Source organism: Methanooceanicella nereidis (genome assembly GCF_021023085.1).
Classification (GTDB): domain Archaea; phylum Halobacteriota; class Methanocellia; order Methanocellales; family Methanocellaceae; genus Methanooceanicella; species Methanooceanicella nereidis.
Window position 1 is genome coordinate 1 of the sequence record NZ_PGCK01000015.1, and the last position, 16,273, is coordinate 16,273.

The window sequence follows — 16,273 nt, forward strand, 5'->3', positions numbered from 1 at the left end:
CTAAAAAAGACACCAAAACACAAAAAACACCAAACACCAAACAACAACACAAACAAAAAAACACACAAAAAACAAAAAAACACAACCCCTAACCAAACAACCACAAGCAAACCAACGGAACTACTGGGGGCACAATGGTACACAAATTTTTTAAATAGATATTATAACCTTCTAAAAAAGTCCTTTGTGTACCCTTGTGCCCCTTTGAGCGCTCCCATGAAAAACTTTTGATGGTCTCTGTAAAAATGGGCATATAACATCTGTTCTGATATCGATGCTCTGGCGTTGTTCCTGTCGGATGGCAGGTGGACACATAACCTCACAGAAACACGGAAACACAAAAATTTTTATATGATTTTTTAAGGTCACGAAAACCCTAAGATTCACTCGCAAAAACCACGAAGGGCTCTAGTATCACCGTCAACGCGCCAAGGTCTCAAATGCCCGGTTTAATGCTCGAAATGCTCTAATACACTAACGCTAAAACAAAACCCGAACATTCTCCAAAAACACAAAAATTTAATATCCCGGTTTGTGTACCCCTGATCCCATCAACATGAATATCGATCGTGAAACGTCAACCGTGCAGTTAAACCTTCGTGCTCTTGGAGAATGTTCGGGCCTTGTTTTAGCGTTGGTGAATTAGAGAAGTTTGTGCGTTGAGCCGAGCGTTAGGGATATTAGAGCATTGACAGTGATACTAGAGCCCTTCGTGATTTAGTGAGTAAGATTTTGGGGTCTTTGAGCCCTTAAAAAATCATAAAAAAATTTTTGTGTTTCCGTGTTTCTGTGAAATTACGTGTCTACCTGCCATCCGACAGGAACAAACATAAAAAACTTCATCTCAAAGACCGGGTAAGTACAACACGTTCTTTCATTCTTAAAACCTGAGCGATACCCCGCTCATCAAAGATTTCGTGGTAGAAACTAGTGGTACTTGTTCGCCTTTGTGCGCTTTGTGGTAAAAATGGTCGACCTTCGAGCCCTTCGAGCCCTTCGTGGTGAAAATTAGCGTTCCCTGGTTACCTTTGTGGTGGACTTGATTAAAGATGAAACACCATTTATTAAAGAAATTGCGAGACAGAGTACTTAGAGCAAGAAAAAATTATAAATTTGCATCGGATTCACCCGATGCATAAAATGAGTTACTTAAAGATTTCCGGCACGATAAGGCGTGCAGCCTCTTCGTATGCCGCGAGCAGGTCGCCCTTGTCGAACCTGAATACGTCCTTGTCCAGGCTCTGTCCGGTGCCCTTCTTCCAGAGGCGCATCGTATCGCAGGATATCTCGTCGGCGACCACGATCTTCTTATCGATCTTGCCGAACTCGAGCTTGAAGTCTGGCAGTACAAGGCCCCTTTCGTCAAAGTACTCCTGAAGGACCTCGTTAACCCTGAGAGCTATCTTTCTTATCTTACGCAGTTCTTTTTCAGTGACAAGCCCCAGCGTAATGGCTATGTCATCGTTTAACATTGGGTCGTGGGCCGCGTCGTTCTTGTAGTCCATGACTATTATCGGGTTTTCGAACTTTTCACCCTCTTTGAACGGGTATTTCTTAGTAATAGAGCCCGCCGCGATGTTCCTCGGTATGACCTCTATCTTGATCATGTCGCAGGCGTGGACCAGCATCTCGTCCTCGGAGACCATCTTTATGAAGTGAGTGCTGATGCCATTATCGGCCAGAACCTTGAACAGCTTTGCGGATATCTGGGCGTTGTAATATCCCTTACCCTTTAAGTTGGCCTTCTTGACCGCGTCGAAAGCCGTGATGTCATCCCTGAATTTTACAATGTAGCGCTTCGGGTCCGATGTTGCGTAGACGGTCTTTGCCTTTCCACCGTAGAGTGCCTCGCCTTTAATCATATGCTGATACCACCTTTTAATAACCACAATAACTTACGATCTATGTCTCGGTAATGTTATTACAAATTGTGGAGACTTGATTATCGTCTATAAGTATATACTTGTTGTCTTAAGTCCTTTTGTTGTTTTATGGACAGGGCTTGAGATATATCTTTTCATTGGTCAATGATCAAAGTCAGGTGTAATACGCCTGAACCAGGTTTCCAGCGACAGTGACTCGACTGCAACTACTCTGATTCTCCCGCATAGAAAAAAGATGAGGATGTTCACAAGTACTGGTATACCGTGCTCCTCTCTCTGGGTATGCGCCCCATCTGGCCTATGATCCTTCTCATGTCATCCTTTGAGAGGTATTCGCCATGATCTGCGCCGCCCGCTACCGTTATCTTATCCTCCATCATGGTGCCCCCCATGTCGTTGGCCCCGCAACAGAGGACTATCTGAGAGAGCTTTACTCCCATCTTTGGCCATGACGCCTGTATGTTAGGAATGTCCCTGCCGAAGATGATCCTCGCCAGAGCGTGCAGCTTAAGGTCGTCCATGCCGCTGACACCTATCGAATCTCCCGATAAAGCGTTGTTCTTATGCATGAAAGTGAGTGGTACGAACTCCGTGAAGCCGCCCGTTTCCCTCTGTATGTCCCTTAAAATGAGCATGTGATCGATACGGTCTTCCCATGACTCGATGGTGCCGTACATGATCGTCGAAGTGGTCTTGAACCCCACATTGTGGGCGTCCTTGATAATATCTATCCATTCCGCTGTCTTTATCTTGTTAGGGCATATTTTAGCTCGGATCTCATCCACAAGTATCTCTGCGGCGGCGCCTGTCAGCGTGTCGAGGCCTGCATCCTTGAAAGCCTTCAACGCTTCCTTCGGGGTGACGCCCGATGCTTTTGCCGCATGGTATACTTCCATTGGAGAAAGGCAGTGCAAGGAGACATTATAGGATGATTTTATGGCCTTGAAAAGATCGCAGTAAAAGTCTACGTCCATGTATGGCATGATACCGCTTATAAGGCATACTTCGGTAGCCTCGACCTTCTTTGCCTCGCCTACGCTTTTCAATATCTCTTCCATGTTCATCTGATACCCTATATGGTTCCTGAATGAGCAGAACTTACAGCCTATCATGCACCTGTCAGTGATATTGACGAGCCTGTTGGCGACAAAAGTAACTATGTCGCCCGAGATCTCTTTACGCAGTTCGTCTGCCAGCCTGAAAAGTTCAAACGGGTTTTCATCTAAAAGGCGAAGAGCATCCTCTTTTGAGATATCCCCTGCCAGCGATCTTTCATATATGCCCTCTAACATCGTCAGCCCTCAAAGAATAGCCTAATTAACAGAGCTTATACATAATAAAATATCCTGTCGTAACATCACTTAAAAAAACATACAGGAAAAAGTAAAAAAGATATAAGAAAGCGGTGATAGCCGGCTAATCCAGATATTTATAAAGCGTCGTCCTTTGTTTCGGCACTCTTCCGGCGCTTCGTATGATCGCCTGCAGCTCTTTCTTCGACAGGTACTCTCCCGATGTAGCGCCCGCAGACTTTGATATCCGCTCTTCCATCAGCGTACCGCCCAGGTCATTGGCGCCGCAGTTTAACGCCACCTGCGCCAGCTTAACGCCTAATTTCACCCATGAGGCCTGAATGTTCTTGATGTCCTTCCCGAAGATTATACGGGAAATCGCATACATCCTGAGGTCGTCCATTCCGCTGGCTCCCGGAGAGTTATTGCCGAGGACGTTGTTCCTGTTCATAAAGGTCAAAGGCACGAACTCGGTTATGCCGCCAGTATTTCTCTGTATGTCCCGGACGATGAAAAGGTGATCTATCCTGTGCTTCCACTCGTCGATATGGCCGTACATGATAGTCGCTGTGGTGGGTATTCCGGCCCTGTGCGCTTTAGTGACTACGTCCACCCATTCGGCGGTCTTTAACTTACCCGGGCAGATGATCGACCTGATACTGTCATCCAGGATCTCGGCAGCCGTTCCGGGCATCGATCCAAGTCCCGCCTCTTTTAAGGCTTTAAGTGAATGTTCTACAGATACCCCCGACAACTTGCTCATGTGGTAAACTTCCATCGGAGAAAATGCATGCATGTGGATGTCGAACTTTGTATTTATGGCCCTGACCATGTCCACATAGTCATCCAGGAACATATCATTCAATAGCCCGCCCTGAATACAGACCTCTGTGGCACCCAGTTTTTTAGCCTCTTCCACCTTGGCAAGTATCTCGTCCGTAGTCATCATGTAGCCTATCATGTTCCTGAACGAGCAGAACTTGCAATCCCCTATGCAAATATCGGTAAAATTGATGTTCCTGTTGACGATATAGGACACTACGTCGCCTACCAGTTCTTCCCTCAGCTTATCAGCGGTGTCGAAAACCTCGAATGGGTTCTCTTTTAGAAGCCTAAAAGCGTCGTCTTTCGTTATTTCTCCCGCGAGCGATCGCTCATATATGTCTTTCAGCACGGTAACCTTCCTCGTCCGAATAGAATTTTATCAGGTCCTTTATCCTGTCACCATACCATCCTTTCTTTATATACTTTGGATAGATGGGAAGCCTTTCACGCAGGTTCAGCCCCATAGACCTTAATTCGTCCAGCGTGGGCCACCTGCATTCAGGATTGATATAATCAAGAGTCACGGGGGATATTCCGCCGATGTCCTCGGCGCCCGCCGCAAGGAACTCATTTAAGTGAGATGTGAGATTAGGAGGCGCCTGCAGCGATATGTCCTCGGGCAGGATGTCCCTTGCCATTTTTAGCACTTTTATCATTTCCTCGACTGATGGGGGCTCAACCTTACCCATCCGGGTATATGATTTCGGGACGAAGTTCTGGACGATGACCTCCTGGATATGGTCATACTTTTTATGGAGGCCGGCGATGACCTCCAGAGCTTCTTTCCTGTCAGCCCACGTCTCGCCTATGCCGACCAGTATTCCCGTGGTGAAAGGTATTTTAAACCGGCCTGCGTCCTCTATGAACCCGATCCTCTTCGCAGGGTCTTTCAACGGGCTCAACGCATGCGCTTCGAGATCTGCCGTCGTCTCCAGCATCAGCCCCATGCTGGAGTTCACTTCGCCCAGCATTTTTAGATCATCGCGGGGTATTACGCCGCCATTGGTATGAGGAAGGAGCCCTAGCTCGATCGCGTCCAGGCAAAGGTCGTATACATATTTTGAAAGAGATCCATAGCCGAACTCTTTTATCCGGTCTCCGAATAGTTCATCATCGGGAGCGTCCCCATATGTGAACAGAGCCTCAACGCAGCCAGCTTCCGCCGCCTTTCTCAAGGTCTCCCTGACGGACTCCGGCGTCATTATGTATGCCTCGCCGCTGCCGATGTCTCTTCTAAAGCCGCAATATGCGCAATTATTGCGGCACATGTTCGTCACAGGTATGAAAACGTTCCTTGTAAAAGTTATTATGCCATCATTCTCGGACATTTTTTCCCCGGCCGTTTGCTTTATTTCATTTATACGGCTCGCTTCATATTTATGAGTATTCTTGTGCTTGACGCGCAAAGTTTAAAATCTTGTCCTTATACGACGTACCCTAGCAGGAACAGTAAATTTTTATACAATAGTGTAAAAAGGCCCCTATAGGCCAAGGTATACTTATGAGATACTCGATACCCCTAGCTTTCATGATCATGCTCTCCTTCTCCCTTACCGCTTTTGCGGCAGACTATAATACCCCGGGGAACGATAGCATGACTGCCATAAGCGATTTTCAAAACGCGACCGTCTATGTCCCCGTTGACGGGCAGGACGGCCTCATAAACATAGGGGAATTCTATAATGCGACGGTTTACGTGGGCGGCGGCGCCAACGGGACCATCTCGGAGGGCGGGCTGAACGTATTCATCGGCTGCGCGAAAGAGATGGGCTATAAAGACCTTTACCTTTACTGCTATGTGCCTTATGGATTTGACCGCGCTTCTTTCGATTACGAGCTTTACACCGGTAATAAATCGAACATACTACTGATAGAGCTGATGGGCTCAAAGCCGAACGTCACCGTGTCGAAATCAAGCCTGATAGACGACGCGGCCTTCGGCATCGGAGTGTGGTCATACATACATGAGCAGATAGGCGGGCTGAATTACTTCCCTCAGGGAAAGCATCATGTAGAGATAATAACGGCCGGCGACGGGCTTATACTTTCAGTCGACGGCAAATGCCTTGCGACGTCCGATCATAAACAGCACAGCTATCTCGTGATACATTTAATGACAGGTGACGGGGACAGCTTTATCAGAGGCACGATCACAAACCTGAGCGTTAGTGCGACAGCGCTCCCCTTATCTGATCCCGAAAAAAATAAAACAGGGCAGCAGATCATCACGCCATGCCCTGCGCCCGGTAAAGTAAGCCCTTCTGCCGCCGCGCCTATACTGAACCAGGATAATGATGATAACAGCACCGGTAAAGGGGCAACGAACCAGCTATCAGGTATCGGATTATGGCTGGCGGTAGCTGCGGGCGCCGGGTTTTTAATAGCATGGGCATTCATCTATTTCAAGTACCTCAAGGATTAGCCGGAGATAAATGTCCTGTACATTTAATTCATTGTTTTTAAATCCGGAGGAATGAGGAAGCATCAGAAGCTTATAAGGCAGCCGCGTATACAAAGGGAAGACTGAACACCATTCTTCACCACAAAGCGCACAAAGGCGAACAAGCACACGGCTTCCAACCACAAAGCGCACAAAGGCAAACAAGGAACACAAAGGACTTCTTTTAAAAAATTAGTATATCTTAAAAAAATTTTTTTGTTCCTTGTTCGCCTTCGTACGCTTAGTGGTTAACAAATACAATCCTTCGTATATCGAATGACCGGGATTGTACTATCATAAAGACTATGATATCAACACCCGGAGTTTTTTACTATTGCTCTGCGTTCAGCTAAAGTATTTAAATTTTAAATGCTTTTGTATATCTCAATGAAGGCAATTGTCCCGTTCAAGGTGATAAATGCAAAATCGAGGCTATCATCTTTACTTACGGTAGAGGAACGCACTATTCTCGCCAGGCTTATGCTTCAGGACATCACCAGGACACTGAAGGATTCGGGGCTCAAGGTGACGCTGCTGACCACAATGCCTTTCGAATGGGATGCCGAGATCATAGTGAGCGAGAAAGACCTGAACTCGGCCCTTAACGACTTTTTATGCGTACAGGACGAGCCGGTCATGATCGTCATGGCTGACGTCCCGCTCATATCGCACAAGAATGTAGCCGACATGCTGAACAGCCCTGCCGAGATCGTGATCTCCCCCGGCCGCGGAGGCGGCACCAACGTGCAGTTCATCAGGCATCCGAAGAAGTATCACGTTGACTATTACGGTGCGAGCTTTTTGGACCACGTGAGGATAGCGGCAGATAACGGCCTTAGCGTAGAGGTCTTCGATTCGTTCAACACCTCAAGCGACATTGACGAGGTCGGCGACCTTGTGGAGCTATATATCCACGGCAAAGGCGATGCTTCAAGATATCTGCGTTCCATAACCAAACTGGATACGAGCAAAGGAAGAGTTAAAGTTGTCCGCGGCGGCGAAGAAGGCCCGGTCACAGTAGCTCATGCGCCGGCAAAGAAATATGCGGCCACCGAGTAAAACCAGTTTTATCATAAATTGAGTACGTTAGGTTTATATTTAATTTCACCATACTATGCCATGTGATAACATGGAGCTTAGTGAAGTAACGATATCTAAGGCTATCATCGATGATTTTTCAAAGACCTTTCTGGACTATACTGAGATAGATGCGGGCATAGTGGGAGCAGGGCCTTCGGGCCTGGTATGCGCGGCATATCTGGCGAGGTCCGGAGCTAAAGTCGCCGTATTCGAGAGGAAGCTATCGGTAGGCGGAGGCATGTGGGGAGGAGGTATGATGTACCCCCGTATAGTTGTTCAAAAGGAGGCTCTCAGGATCCTCGATGATTTCAATATAAGGTATCGTGAGTACGTGCCGGGCTATTATCTTGCCAACTCCATAGAGGCTGTCGGAAAGCTTGCCGCGGCCGCTGTAGATTCAGGCGCGGAAATATTTAACCTGATGAGCGTCGAGGACGTCATGATCAGGCAGGACGACACAATAACAGGCCTGGTGATAAACTGGACTGCTGTGGAAATGGCAGGCCTGCACGTGGACCCGCTATCGATAAGCTCAAAGGTAGTTATTGACGCGACGGGACATGATGCGGACGTATGCCGTATAGTGCAGAGAAAAGTATCTGCCGAAAGACTGAACGAAGGCCGCGGAGTGGTAGGGGAAAAGTCCATGTGGGCGGATGTTGGCGAGAAAGTACTGCTATCCACGACAAAAGAAGTATACCCCGGGCTTATTGTCGCGGGAATGGCCGCGAACGCAGTGTCCGGCGGCCACAGGATGGGGCCGATATTCGGGGGAATGCTACTTTCAGGCGAGCTCGCGGCCAAAAAGGCGAAAGAATATCTGAAATTGTAAAACAAAAAATTTAATTACTTTAATTTTTATACTTTTTATAAAATAACACCAAATTTATTCATAAAATAGGACAGGAATATCATAATTATTTATGATATTATTAGAAAATATTTTTTAATCATTGTCCTATCAGCGCCTCCATATTTTATTAGGCATACTGAATGACCATTTTTTCAGGAGAGCGAATATAAAACAAAGGTATAAATGATAATCTAGCCAATAAATACTTGGTGAGGTCTTTGGTGATTTCAAAAGACGAGATCAAAGAGGTTCTGAAAAAGTATGATCCCAACAAAATAACGGTCTGTACGATAGCCAGCCACTCTTCATTACACGTATTCAGGGGGGCATATGACGAAGGTCTTCGCAGATGCGCCATATGTGCTAAAGGTAGAGAAGTCCCGTACCAGAGGTTCAGGTCAGCTGACGAGTATATAGTCGTTGATAAGTTTGCGGATGTCAACGATGAAAAGCTTCAGCAGAAACTCAGAGATATGAACGCGATCATTATCCCGCACGGCTCTTTTGTAGCATATGTCGGCCTTGACAGGATCGAGAACGATTTCCTGGTGCCGATGCTGGGTAACCGTAATATCCTTAGATGGGAAGCGGAAAGAGACCGCGTTACAAAATTATTCGATGCCGCGAACATACGGAAGCCGTTAAAGATCGACGGCCCTGACAAGATAGACAGGGCTTGCATGGTCAAGTTCCCGGGAGCAAGAGGTGGAAGAGGATACTTCGTCACCGATTCTCCGGCGGGCTTCGATGAAAAGATGAAGCTCATGATAAACAAGGGATGGCTTGTCGAAGAGGACAGGGCCAAGGCCCACATAGAAGAATATGTCGCGGGCGACATCTACTGCATGCACTACTTCTACTCACAGCTTACGGGAGAGGTAGAGATGCTGGGTATGGACAGAAGGCATGAGGCAAACATCGACGGTCTTGTCAGGATACCTGCAAAAGACCAGATGGAAGCAGGCCTTCAGCCGACATACGTCGTCACAGGTAACTTCCCGGTCGTAGCAAGAGAATCGCTGCTTGACCAGGCATTCGCCATGGGCGACAGGCTGGCAGAAGTTGCCGGAAAGATGGTCCCGCCAGGACTTCTTGGGGCGTTCTGTATCCAGACGATGTGCACAGATAACCTTGAGTTCGTAGCGTTCGAGATCTCCGCAAGGCAGGACGGCGGTACAAATACCTTCATGAACGGCTCCGCGTACTCATACCTGAGGTATGGTCCGGGCATGAGCATGGGAAGACGCTACTGTCTCGAGATCAAAGAGGCAATAAAGCAGAACAGGCTCGAAGACATACTTACATAAAGAGGCTTTTCGCCTCTTTATCTATTTTATATTGTTAGATTTTATCTCCATTTTATAGTCCAATAATTTTTACTGAATTTTTCCTGAGATCTTTTTATTAAAAAAATAAAAATAATTATACAGTAATAGTTTTTCACTTATCAAAAAAATTAAATACGGATACCTTTTAATTAAAAGTATTAACATATTTAAAAAATTGTTAACTAATTTAGATTACAATTTTTATATGTGATAAGTGGGAGGATAATATGCGTTCTGGTGGAAAATTTATACTTGTATCAGCTGTCTTGCTGATACTTGCAGCATCCATACTCATGGCAGGCTGCACAACTGAGCAGAAGAACTTAAACGTTTATGCCGGGGCAGGCTTGAAAAAGCCTATGGATACGGTCATAGCGAAATACAGCAAGGAAAAAGGTATCAACATCACGCCGAACTACGGGCCTTCAGGCGGCCTGTACTCGCAGATCAAGGAAGGGCAGCCCTGTGATGTTTACGTTTCCGCAGACTGGCTATACATAGAAAAACTTGAAAATGAAAGCATGCTTTCCGATTCACAAAAATTCCTGAATGAGAACGTAGTTCTCGTAGTATCGGAAACAGGCGAGAAGAAAGGCATCAAGACAGCCAGCGACCTGACAAAAGACAACATCGTGGTCGCCGTATGCGATCCTAATGCCCCTGTTGGAAAATACTCGGAGAACGTCCTGAAGAGCCTCGGGCTATGGGACCAGCTGAATGAGAAAGGCAACATAAAGGCGAGGCCGAGCACAGTTAACCAGGTCGGGCTTATGGTACAGAACGACGAGGTTGACGCAGGATTCCTGTATGGCAGCACTGCACTTCTGTACAATCTTACGTATAAAGAAAAGTATCCAAACAGCTTAAGCGGCGAGATAATATTCGGCATAGGGTTAATAAAAGGAGATAAAGAGGACGTTTCCCGGGACTTCATGAATTATCTGATCGAGAATTCTGATGAGTTCACGAAATACGGCTGGGAAAAATATGCGTAAGGTCAGCTTATTTGAGCTTTTATTTATCCCTCTTTTTTTACTTTTAATACTGTACCCCATCTTTGCGATAATAAACAATGTATCGGCAGATGGTATCAATAAGACGTTAAGCGACCCGTTCTTTTGGAGCTGTACGCAAAACACGATCATTGCGGCAATATTTGCCGCGCTGTTAGGCGTATTTCTGGCGCTGGGTTTCGGGTATTTTTACATCTTCCATAAAAACTCTATCATGTACAGGATAGCAGACTTCACCAACGATCTTCCGATAGCATTGCCGCATACAGTGGCAGGCCTTGCGCTCCTGCTGGCGTTCGGTAGAAAGTCTTTTGGGTTCGTTGGCCCGACAGGACTGGCATTCACGCTGCTGGCTGTGTCGCTTGCTATGTTTTTTGTATCTTACCCGCTCGCGGCACGTACCATATCGTCCACGATAGACGAAATAGAGAAGGAGACCATCGACGTGGCGAGAACTCTGGGGGACAGCCCTTCAAAAGCGTACAGAAGAGTTGTCATACCTATGCTCAGTGAAGCGATATTCTCCGCGTTCATACTCGCGTTCTCGAGGTCTTTGAGTGAGTTCGCAGCGGTCATCATGTTCGGAGGAAATGTCCCTGGCATGACACAAGTACTGGCTTCATATGTTTTCACAAAGGTCGAGGAAGGAGAGACAGGAATGGCTGTCACGGCTAGCGCATTCTGCGTGTTGATCTCGCTTGTGCTCGTATTGATACTCAGGCTGAGAGGAAAATGGGGCGCTTCGTTGATAAAAGAAGTATCGTCAAAGCTCAAATTGCCGGGCAGGAGTAAGAAAAATGCTTGAGGTTTTTGATATATCAAAACGTTACGGGGAAAGGAAGGTCCTGGACAAAGCTTCCCTGTCAGTCAAAAAAGGCGATATACGTGTCATTATCGGCCTGAACGGAAGCGGAAAGTCCACTATCCTAAAAATAATAGCAGGGATAGTAGATAATGATGAAGGCGCTGTAAAGATCAATAAAAGAGACGTGACAAAACTGCCGCCGGAAGACAGGAAGATCGGGTATGTGCCTCAAAACTCGGCTCTGTTTAAACATATGAGCGTAGAGGATAATATAAAATATTGCCTAAAAAATAATCGGGGCATAAAAGAGGACCTTGCAAATGTCATAAGCCTGCTGGGCCTCGAAAAATACCTTGATAAAAAGCCGCAGGAATTGAGCGGAGGATATAAGTGCAGGGTAGCCCTGGCCAGGGCCCTTCTTTCAAAACCGGAGGTCATGCTTCTCGATGAGCCTCTTACAGAGGTCGACTACGCGAAGAAGCAACAATTACTCCCGGTATTCAAGAACATATTAAAAGAGTTTGACATACCCGTCATTTATATCACTCATGACCCGTGGGAAGCCGGGCTTATCGGAAACACTTTTTCCATAATGGAAAAAGGAAAGCTGATATCTATCAACACTCCGGACGAGGCGTTCGAGATAATTAAAGGGCAGGCTATCAAGGACCTGTTTAAGAACTGATGCTCGGCCCTTTAATCTTTTTCTCCATAATAGATTATTCGTCACCCTTTACTTTTTCCGATCATTAGAAATACGGGAACAGATGCTAATTGTAGCCCTATTGAAAATAACACGAGATAGGATATGGAGAGGTCATACAATATTCCCATCAGCGCACTCCCTATAAACCAGAAAAGACCATAGCCGGTATTAAAAATACCATATGCCGTTCCCCTTTTATCTGCGGATACTATCTCTGCGACGCCTGCCTTCATGATGGACTCCTGCGCACCCATACCGATACCCCAGAGCATCATGCCTAAAATGGCGAAGTTAAAATCTCCCAGAAACACGAGCGGCGCAAAAAACGCCGATACGAGAGCGACGCCCGCCAGCACCCTGAATCCGATCCTGTCGAACATTCTGCCGAACACAAGGGCTGCGACCGCGTCCACACCCATGGCGATAGCATATAGCAGCGGGATCCACGTATCCGGGGCTATCGCCGTTTTTTCAAAATGGAACGCTATCAATGGAAAGTCGGCATATGCGGCTGCGATCAGGGCTACACCAGCGAGATATATCCAGAATGTCTTTTTGATCCCGGATGCCTCCATCTTCGGCGTGATCTCCTCAAAGCTCTCCGGACGCGGGTAAAGATATCGCGCTGCCAGCAGTACTGCAGTCGCAAGAATGGCCGGGATCGCTAAGGCCAGATAACCCGTTTGATAATCGCCCCTCAGGAATAAGATGACCGCAACTATGGTCGGGCCGAGCAAAGCCCCTAGCTGGTCCATCGCCTCAAGTATGCCGAATCCCCATCCGCGGCCCATTTCTTTAGTGGCGTGAGACAGCATAGCGTCCTTCGGCGGGCTCCTTATCGCCTTGCCCAGCCTTTCGGCCATCATAAGCAGGGCGGCGATCTCCCATCTCCCGGCCAGTGCCATGAACGGGACCGCAAAAACGTTAATACCGTAGCCGATGATAGTCATTGTCCAGTACTGGCGAGTCCTATCGCTGATATATCCGGACACCAGCCTGAGGCCATACCCGATAAGCTCGCCGAACCCCGCGACGAAGCCCACTGCCGTGGCGCTGGCGCCAAGAACGGCGATATACTGCCCGTTGATGCTACGGGCCCCTTCGTAAGTCATGTCAGAAAAAAGGCTGACCGTCCCCATCAATAATATGAATAATATGGCGGTCCTTTTTGAGACCGGCAATGAACGCCCTAGTTTTTCCAGGAGCCCGTTCATGGATATTTTCTCATCATGTTCACTTTCTGGGTTATCACAAGGCCGCAATGTATCATCTTTTCGACATCAGGGAGAACTTCGTTGATCCTTTCTTCAGTATCCACGACGTCGATAACTACGGGGAGATCGAGAGACAGGCGGAACACGTCAACTGTCCGGATCTCCTTTTCATGGCCGAAACCCATCATCCCTCTAAAAACGGTGCATCCGGGAAACCCCCTATCCTTGAAAAACTCTACCAGGAACTTATGGGCAGGCCGGTCATTTATCTTCGCCGTCTCGGAGATATAGATGCGGAGAAGCATTCCCTCGGTAAACATTCCAGACAACTCCATCAACTCAGTAACATATAACCTATGTAAATCCCCATTAAACTTCCCACGACATTCAATATAATGTTCGCCAGGGCCGTATAATGATCTTTATCCTCTATCATCCTGAAAGTCTCGAACCCGAACGATGACATGGTGGTGAAACCGCCCAGCATGCCCGTGCATAAGAGTTCATAAATTCCCCCTGTAATACCGGAGAACGTTAAAAGAGACAGCATGAAGCTGCCGGTAACGTTCACTGCCAGCGTCCCGGAGGGAAGTCCCTGTACAGGGCTCATTCGCGAGAACGTGTACCTGAGCATCGAACCTATGGCGCCACCGATCCCTACGAGTATTACCGCCTCCATCTATCTCAACCCCGACAGCCTGATAGCGACGGACCTGCCCGCGAAAACGCAAAGTATCCCCAGCCCCACGTTCAGCATTACGTTAATAAATGCAGCTAATGGAGATGCAATATAAGTCTGATAGCTGAACGTCGAGAATGTCGTAAAGGCGCCTATGAACCCCACCCCATAGACCATGCGGGTATGCTGGCTAAAAGCCCCGATGTAGATCGACTCGTACATCAAGAACCCCAGCAGGAAGCAGCCCAGAAGATTCACGATAAGGATACCGGGCATATCAGGTATCAACCCGGAGACAACATACCGTGAGCAGGCGCCTGCGAACCCACCTGCGGACACAAGAAGATAAGGCTCCAGTCTTTTAATGATAATAACTCCATTTGCCTGTTTTCAAGTCCAGAAAATACCTTTAAGTTTATTAGTGTTTTGGAAAATTTCGCCTTTGGCCGTTTTAAGATACTGCATTTATACGCACAGTATTTTCCACATGGTTTAATACAGGATATAATAGTTCACGATTCTCCAATACAGTATCAGTATCTCCCTTTTGGTTAATCACAGATACGATTGAACTAATTCTATTTACCGGAATAACAAGCACCCCGTAAATTAAATAACTATTTAATAATATTATTTACATAATATTGTTCATGGCGACGGTTAACATTTCAAGAGATGGGACGGTCACCAGGCCGATGAGCTCCGGACTGGAAGTATGTGTCAACTGCGGCTATAAGCGGGGATTCCACGTGACGATAAATACCGGAACAGGAAAGCCTATGATCATACTTGTATGCCCCGATTGTGGCACTAAGTATGACCTGGATTGGCCGGTAAACATATAGATAAGATCCGGGGCAATACTATTTTTTAAAGAATTGAAAAACCTTTTATATTAATAATATTGAATCAAACAACCATGGAGAAGCTCAAGATCCTTATTATCAATAATTATGGGCAAACATGCCACCTTATACACAGGTCGCTGCGCGACCTCGGCATGGACGCAAAATTAGTGCCCAATACGTCCTCAGTGGAGGACATTTTAAAGGCCGCCCCTGACGGCCTGGTATTCAGCGGAGGCCCGACCATGGACCGTGTCGGGAACGGCGAACAGCTGATCAGGATAGACCTGCCGATACTGGGCATCTGCCTGGGCCACCAGCTAATGGCGAAAACTTACGGCGGTGAGATCAGGACAGGCCATCTCGGAGGGTTTGCGCGTATAGACATCGAAGTGCTGGAGGAAGACGACATACTGAAAGGCATGGCACCGAAGACCGTCGTATGGGCATCGCACCAGGACGAGGTGGCAAAATTACCGCCCGAATTCATACAGTTGGCCCGTTCGAACGTATGCGAGATAGAAGCGATGAAACATAAGACTAAGCCGTTATACGGTGTCCAGTGGCACCCGGAAGTCTCCCATACGGAAAAAGGAATAGACCTTTTGAAAAACTTCCTCGAAGTTTGTAGCAGTCATAAATGAACGACAGGAGAATAACTCAGATATTAGGCGATCTGGAGAGCCGCATCGAAGAAGCCGGTTCTATCGATGCAGGTCATATCGCAATAAAGGTAAAAGAGACGGGTTTCGCGTGCAGGCAGTGCGCGGAATGCTGTAAAAACTCTTGCGGGGATAATACTGTAGCAGTGTTCCCGTTCGAGATCAGGAAGATAATGGGCGAGACTGGCATGGACTGGCTGGATATCGTAAACCCTCCTGAGAGCGAAGACATAGATGATAACGGGCATATTCATACTTTTGAATGGGTACTGAGAAAAAAGCCTGACGGTGACTGTTTATTTTTAGACGGGGACGGCAAGTGTAAGATATACGAGATACGCCCATATATTTGCCGCACATATCCCATGAGGCTTGATGAGGACGGCCTTGAAACATTCGTCTGTAAGGGATTAAAATGCGGCATGATCGATGATGTTGAGGCATTATCGATAGCTAAAACATTAAAGGACAGATACATTACAGAGTTAAAGGAGACTTTCAGCCTGTTCGAAAAATATGACGGTTCGGCTTCTTCCGGGCCTGTCACCGAGGACAGGATATACGTTGTACATGACAGCGAAGGCAGGCGAAAAGTGCGTATGTCCGAAGACGGCGGAACGTATTTCTTATGAACAATATTTTTAATTC

19 protein-coding genes are annotated in these 16,273 nt (G+C 47.0%); 11 read left to right on the forward strand and 8 right to left on the reverse strand.

All coding sequences use genetic code 11. The features are described 5' to 3' along the window. The coding region (locus CUJ83_RS14690; RefSeq protein WP_230743201.1) for a hypothetical protein at window positions 1-231 on the forward strand (231 nt) is incomplete at its 5' end. Between the two features lie 914 nt (window positions 232-1,145). On the opposite strand, the gene purC is transcribed toward CUJ83_RS14690, so the two are convergent. From purC to cofG, 4 genes are all read right to left on the reverse strand, one after another. Further along, the gene (gene purC, locus CUJ83_RS14695; RefSeq protein WP_369424442.1) at window positions 1,146-1,859 is read right to left on the reverse strand and encodes a phosphoribosylaminoimidazolesuccinocarboxamide synthase; all 714 of its coding nucleotides are present in this window, start codon (window positions 1,857-1,859) and stop codon (window positions 1,146-1,148) included. Window positions 1,860-2,128: 269 nt separating this feature from the next. Then, window positions 2,129-3,175: a 5-amino-6-(D-ribitylamino)uracil--L-tyrosine 4-hydroxyphenyl transferase CofH gene (gene cofH, locus CUJ83_RS14700; protein WP_230743204.1), complete on the reverse strand. Its 1,047-nt coding sequence runs from the start codon at window positions 3,173-3,175 to the stop codon at window positions 2,129-2,131. A gap of 124 nt (window positions 3,176-3,299) precedes the next feature. Next, window positions 3,300-4,349, reverse strand: coding sequence for a 5-amino-6-(D-ribitylamino)uracil--L-tyrosine 4-hydroxyphenyl transferase CofH (cofH, locus tag CUJ83_RS14705; protein WP_230743206.1), 1,050 nt, complete (start codon window positions 4,347-4,349; stop codon window positions 3,300-3,302). Beyond that, window positions 4,330-5,328: a 7,8-didemethyl-8-hydroxy-5-deazariboflavin synthase subunit CofG gene (cofG, locus tag CUJ83_RS14710; protein WP_230743208.1), complete on the reverse strand. Its 999-nt coding sequence runs from the start codon at window positions 5,326-5,328 to the stop codon at window positions 4,330-4,332. The genes cofH (CUJ83_RS14705) and cofG overlap by 20 nt, the downstream gene beginning before the upstream one ends. 200 nt (window positions 5,329-5,528) lie before the next feature. On the opposite strand from cofG, the gene CUJ83_RS14715 reads away from it, so the two are divergent. The 7 genes from CUJ83_RS14715 (at window position 5,529) to CUJ83_RS14745 (ending at window position 12,204) form a co-directional block, all read left to right on the forward strand. Next, window positions 5,529-6,422 (forward strand): hypothetical protein, encoded by an 894-nt coding sequence (locus tag CUJ83_RS14715; RefSeq protein WP_230743212.1) that lies wholly within the window; start codon window positions 5,529-5,531, stop codon window positions 6,420-6,422. Between the two features lie 405 nt (window positions 6,423-6,827). Continuing rightward, window positions 6,828-7,499 (forward strand): 2-phospho-L-lactate guanylyltransferase, encoded by a 672-nt coding sequence (gene cofC / locus CUJ83_RS14720; protein WP_230743215.1) that lies wholly within the window; start codon window positions 6,828-6,830, stop codon window positions 7,497-7,499. Between the two features lie 70 nt (window positions 7,500-7,569). Further along, window positions 7,570-8,352, forward strand: a complete 783-nt coding sequence (locus tag CUJ83_RS14725; RefSeq protein WP_369424443.1) for a sulfide-dependent adenosine diphosphate thiazole synthase — start codon at window positions 7,570-7,572, stop codon at window positions 8,350-8,352. A gap of 239 nt (window positions 8,353-8,591) precedes the next feature. Beyond that, window positions 8,592-9,680 (forward strand): formate--phosphoribosylaminoimidazolecarboxamide ligase, encoded by a 1,089-nt coding sequence (locus CUJ83_RS14730; protein WP_255668607.1) that lies wholly within the window; start codon window positions 8,592-8,594, stop codon window positions 9,678-9,680. A gap of 248 nt (window positions 9,681-9,928) precedes the next feature. Then, entirely contained in the window at window positions 9,929-10,696 is a 768-nt protein-coding gene (gene modA / locus CUJ83_RS14735) for a molybdate ABC transporter substrate-binding protein (RefSeq protein ID WP_230743217.1), read from the forward strand. Continuing rightward, complete coding sequence (locus CUJ83_RS14740; protein ID WP_230743218.1) at window positions 10,689-11,519, forward strand: ABC transporter permease; 831 nt, start codon at window positions 10,689-10,691, stop codon at window positions 11,517-11,519. Before modA ends, CUJ83_RS14740 begins: the two co-directional genes overlap by 8 nt. Then, window positions 11,512-12,204 (forward strand): ATP-binding cassette domain-containing protein, encoded by a 693-nt coding sequence (locus tag CUJ83_RS14745; protein ID WP_230743219.1) that lies wholly within the window; start codon window positions 11,512-11,514, stop codon window positions 12,202-12,204. Before CUJ83_RS14740 ends, CUJ83_RS14745 begins: the two co-directional genes overlap by 8 nt. Before the next feature lie 41 nt (window positions 12,205-12,245). On the opposite strand, the gene CUJ83_RS14750 is transcribed toward CUJ83_RS14745, so the two are convergent. Genes CUJ83_RS14750 through crcB form a run of 4 tightly spaced genes read right to left on the reverse strand, consistent with a single transcriptional unit; the run spans window position 12,246 to window position 14,490 of the window. Next, the gene (locus tag CUJ83_RS14750) at window positions 12,246-13,439 is read right to left on the reverse strand and encodes an MFS transporter (RefSeq protein WP_230743220.1); all 1,194 of its coding nucleotides are present in this window, start codon (window positions 13,437-13,439) and stop codon (window positions 12,246-12,248) included. After that, entirely contained in the window at window positions 13,436-13,759 is a 324-nt protein-coding gene (locus tag CUJ83_RS14755) for a DUF190 domain-containing protein (protein WP_230743221.1), read from the reverse strand. The genes CUJ83_RS14750 and CUJ83_RS14755 overlap by 4 nt, the downstream gene beginning before the upstream one ends. A 14-nt stretch (window positions 13,760-13,773) precedes the next feature. Further along, window positions 13,774-14,118: a fluoride efflux transporter FluC gene (locus CUJ83_RS14760; protein ID WP_230743222.1), complete on the reverse strand. Its 345-nt coding sequence runs from the start codon at window positions 14,116-14,118 to the stop codon at window positions 13,774-13,776. Next, window positions 14,119-14,490 (reverse strand): fluoride efflux transporter CrcB, encoded by a 372-nt coding sequence (gene crcB / locus CUJ83_RS14765; RefSeq protein ID WP_369424444.1) that lies wholly within the window; start codon window positions 14,488-14,490, stop codon window positions 14,119-14,121. It abuts the gene before it with no gap. 278 nt (window positions 14,491-14,768) lie between these two features. Here crcB and CUJ83_RS14770 point away from each other — a divergent pair, with 278 nt between their 5' ends. The 3 genes from CUJ83_RS14770 to CUJ83_RS14780 all read left to right on the forward strand — a co-directional run bounded on the left by CUJ83_RS14770 (window position 14,769) and on the right by CUJ83_RS14780 (window position 16,257). Beyond that, complete coding sequence (locus CUJ83_RS14770; RefSeq protein ID WP_230743224.1) at window positions 14,769-14,963, forward strand: hypothetical protein; 195 nt, start codon at window positions 14,769-14,771, stop codon at window positions 14,961-14,963. A gap of 74 nt (window positions 14,964-15,037) precedes the next feature. After that, window positions 15,038-15,607 carry a GMP synthase subunit A gene (locus CUJ83_RS14775; RefSeq protein WP_230743225.1) on the forward strand — a complete coding sequence of 190 codons (570 nt, stop codon included), beginning with the start codon at window positions 15,038-15,040 and terminating at the stop codon, window positions 15,605-15,607. Then, on the forward strand, window positions 15,604-16,257 hold the full coding sequence (locus CUJ83_RS14780) for a YkgJ family cysteine cluster protein (RefSeq protein WP_230743226.1): 654 nt from the start codon (window positions 15,604-15,606) through the stop codon (window positions 16,255-16,257). The genes CUJ83_RS14775 and CUJ83_RS14780 overlap by 4 nt, the downstream gene beginning before the upstream one ends. The last annotated feature ends 16 nt before the right edge of the window (window positions 16,258-16,273 follow it).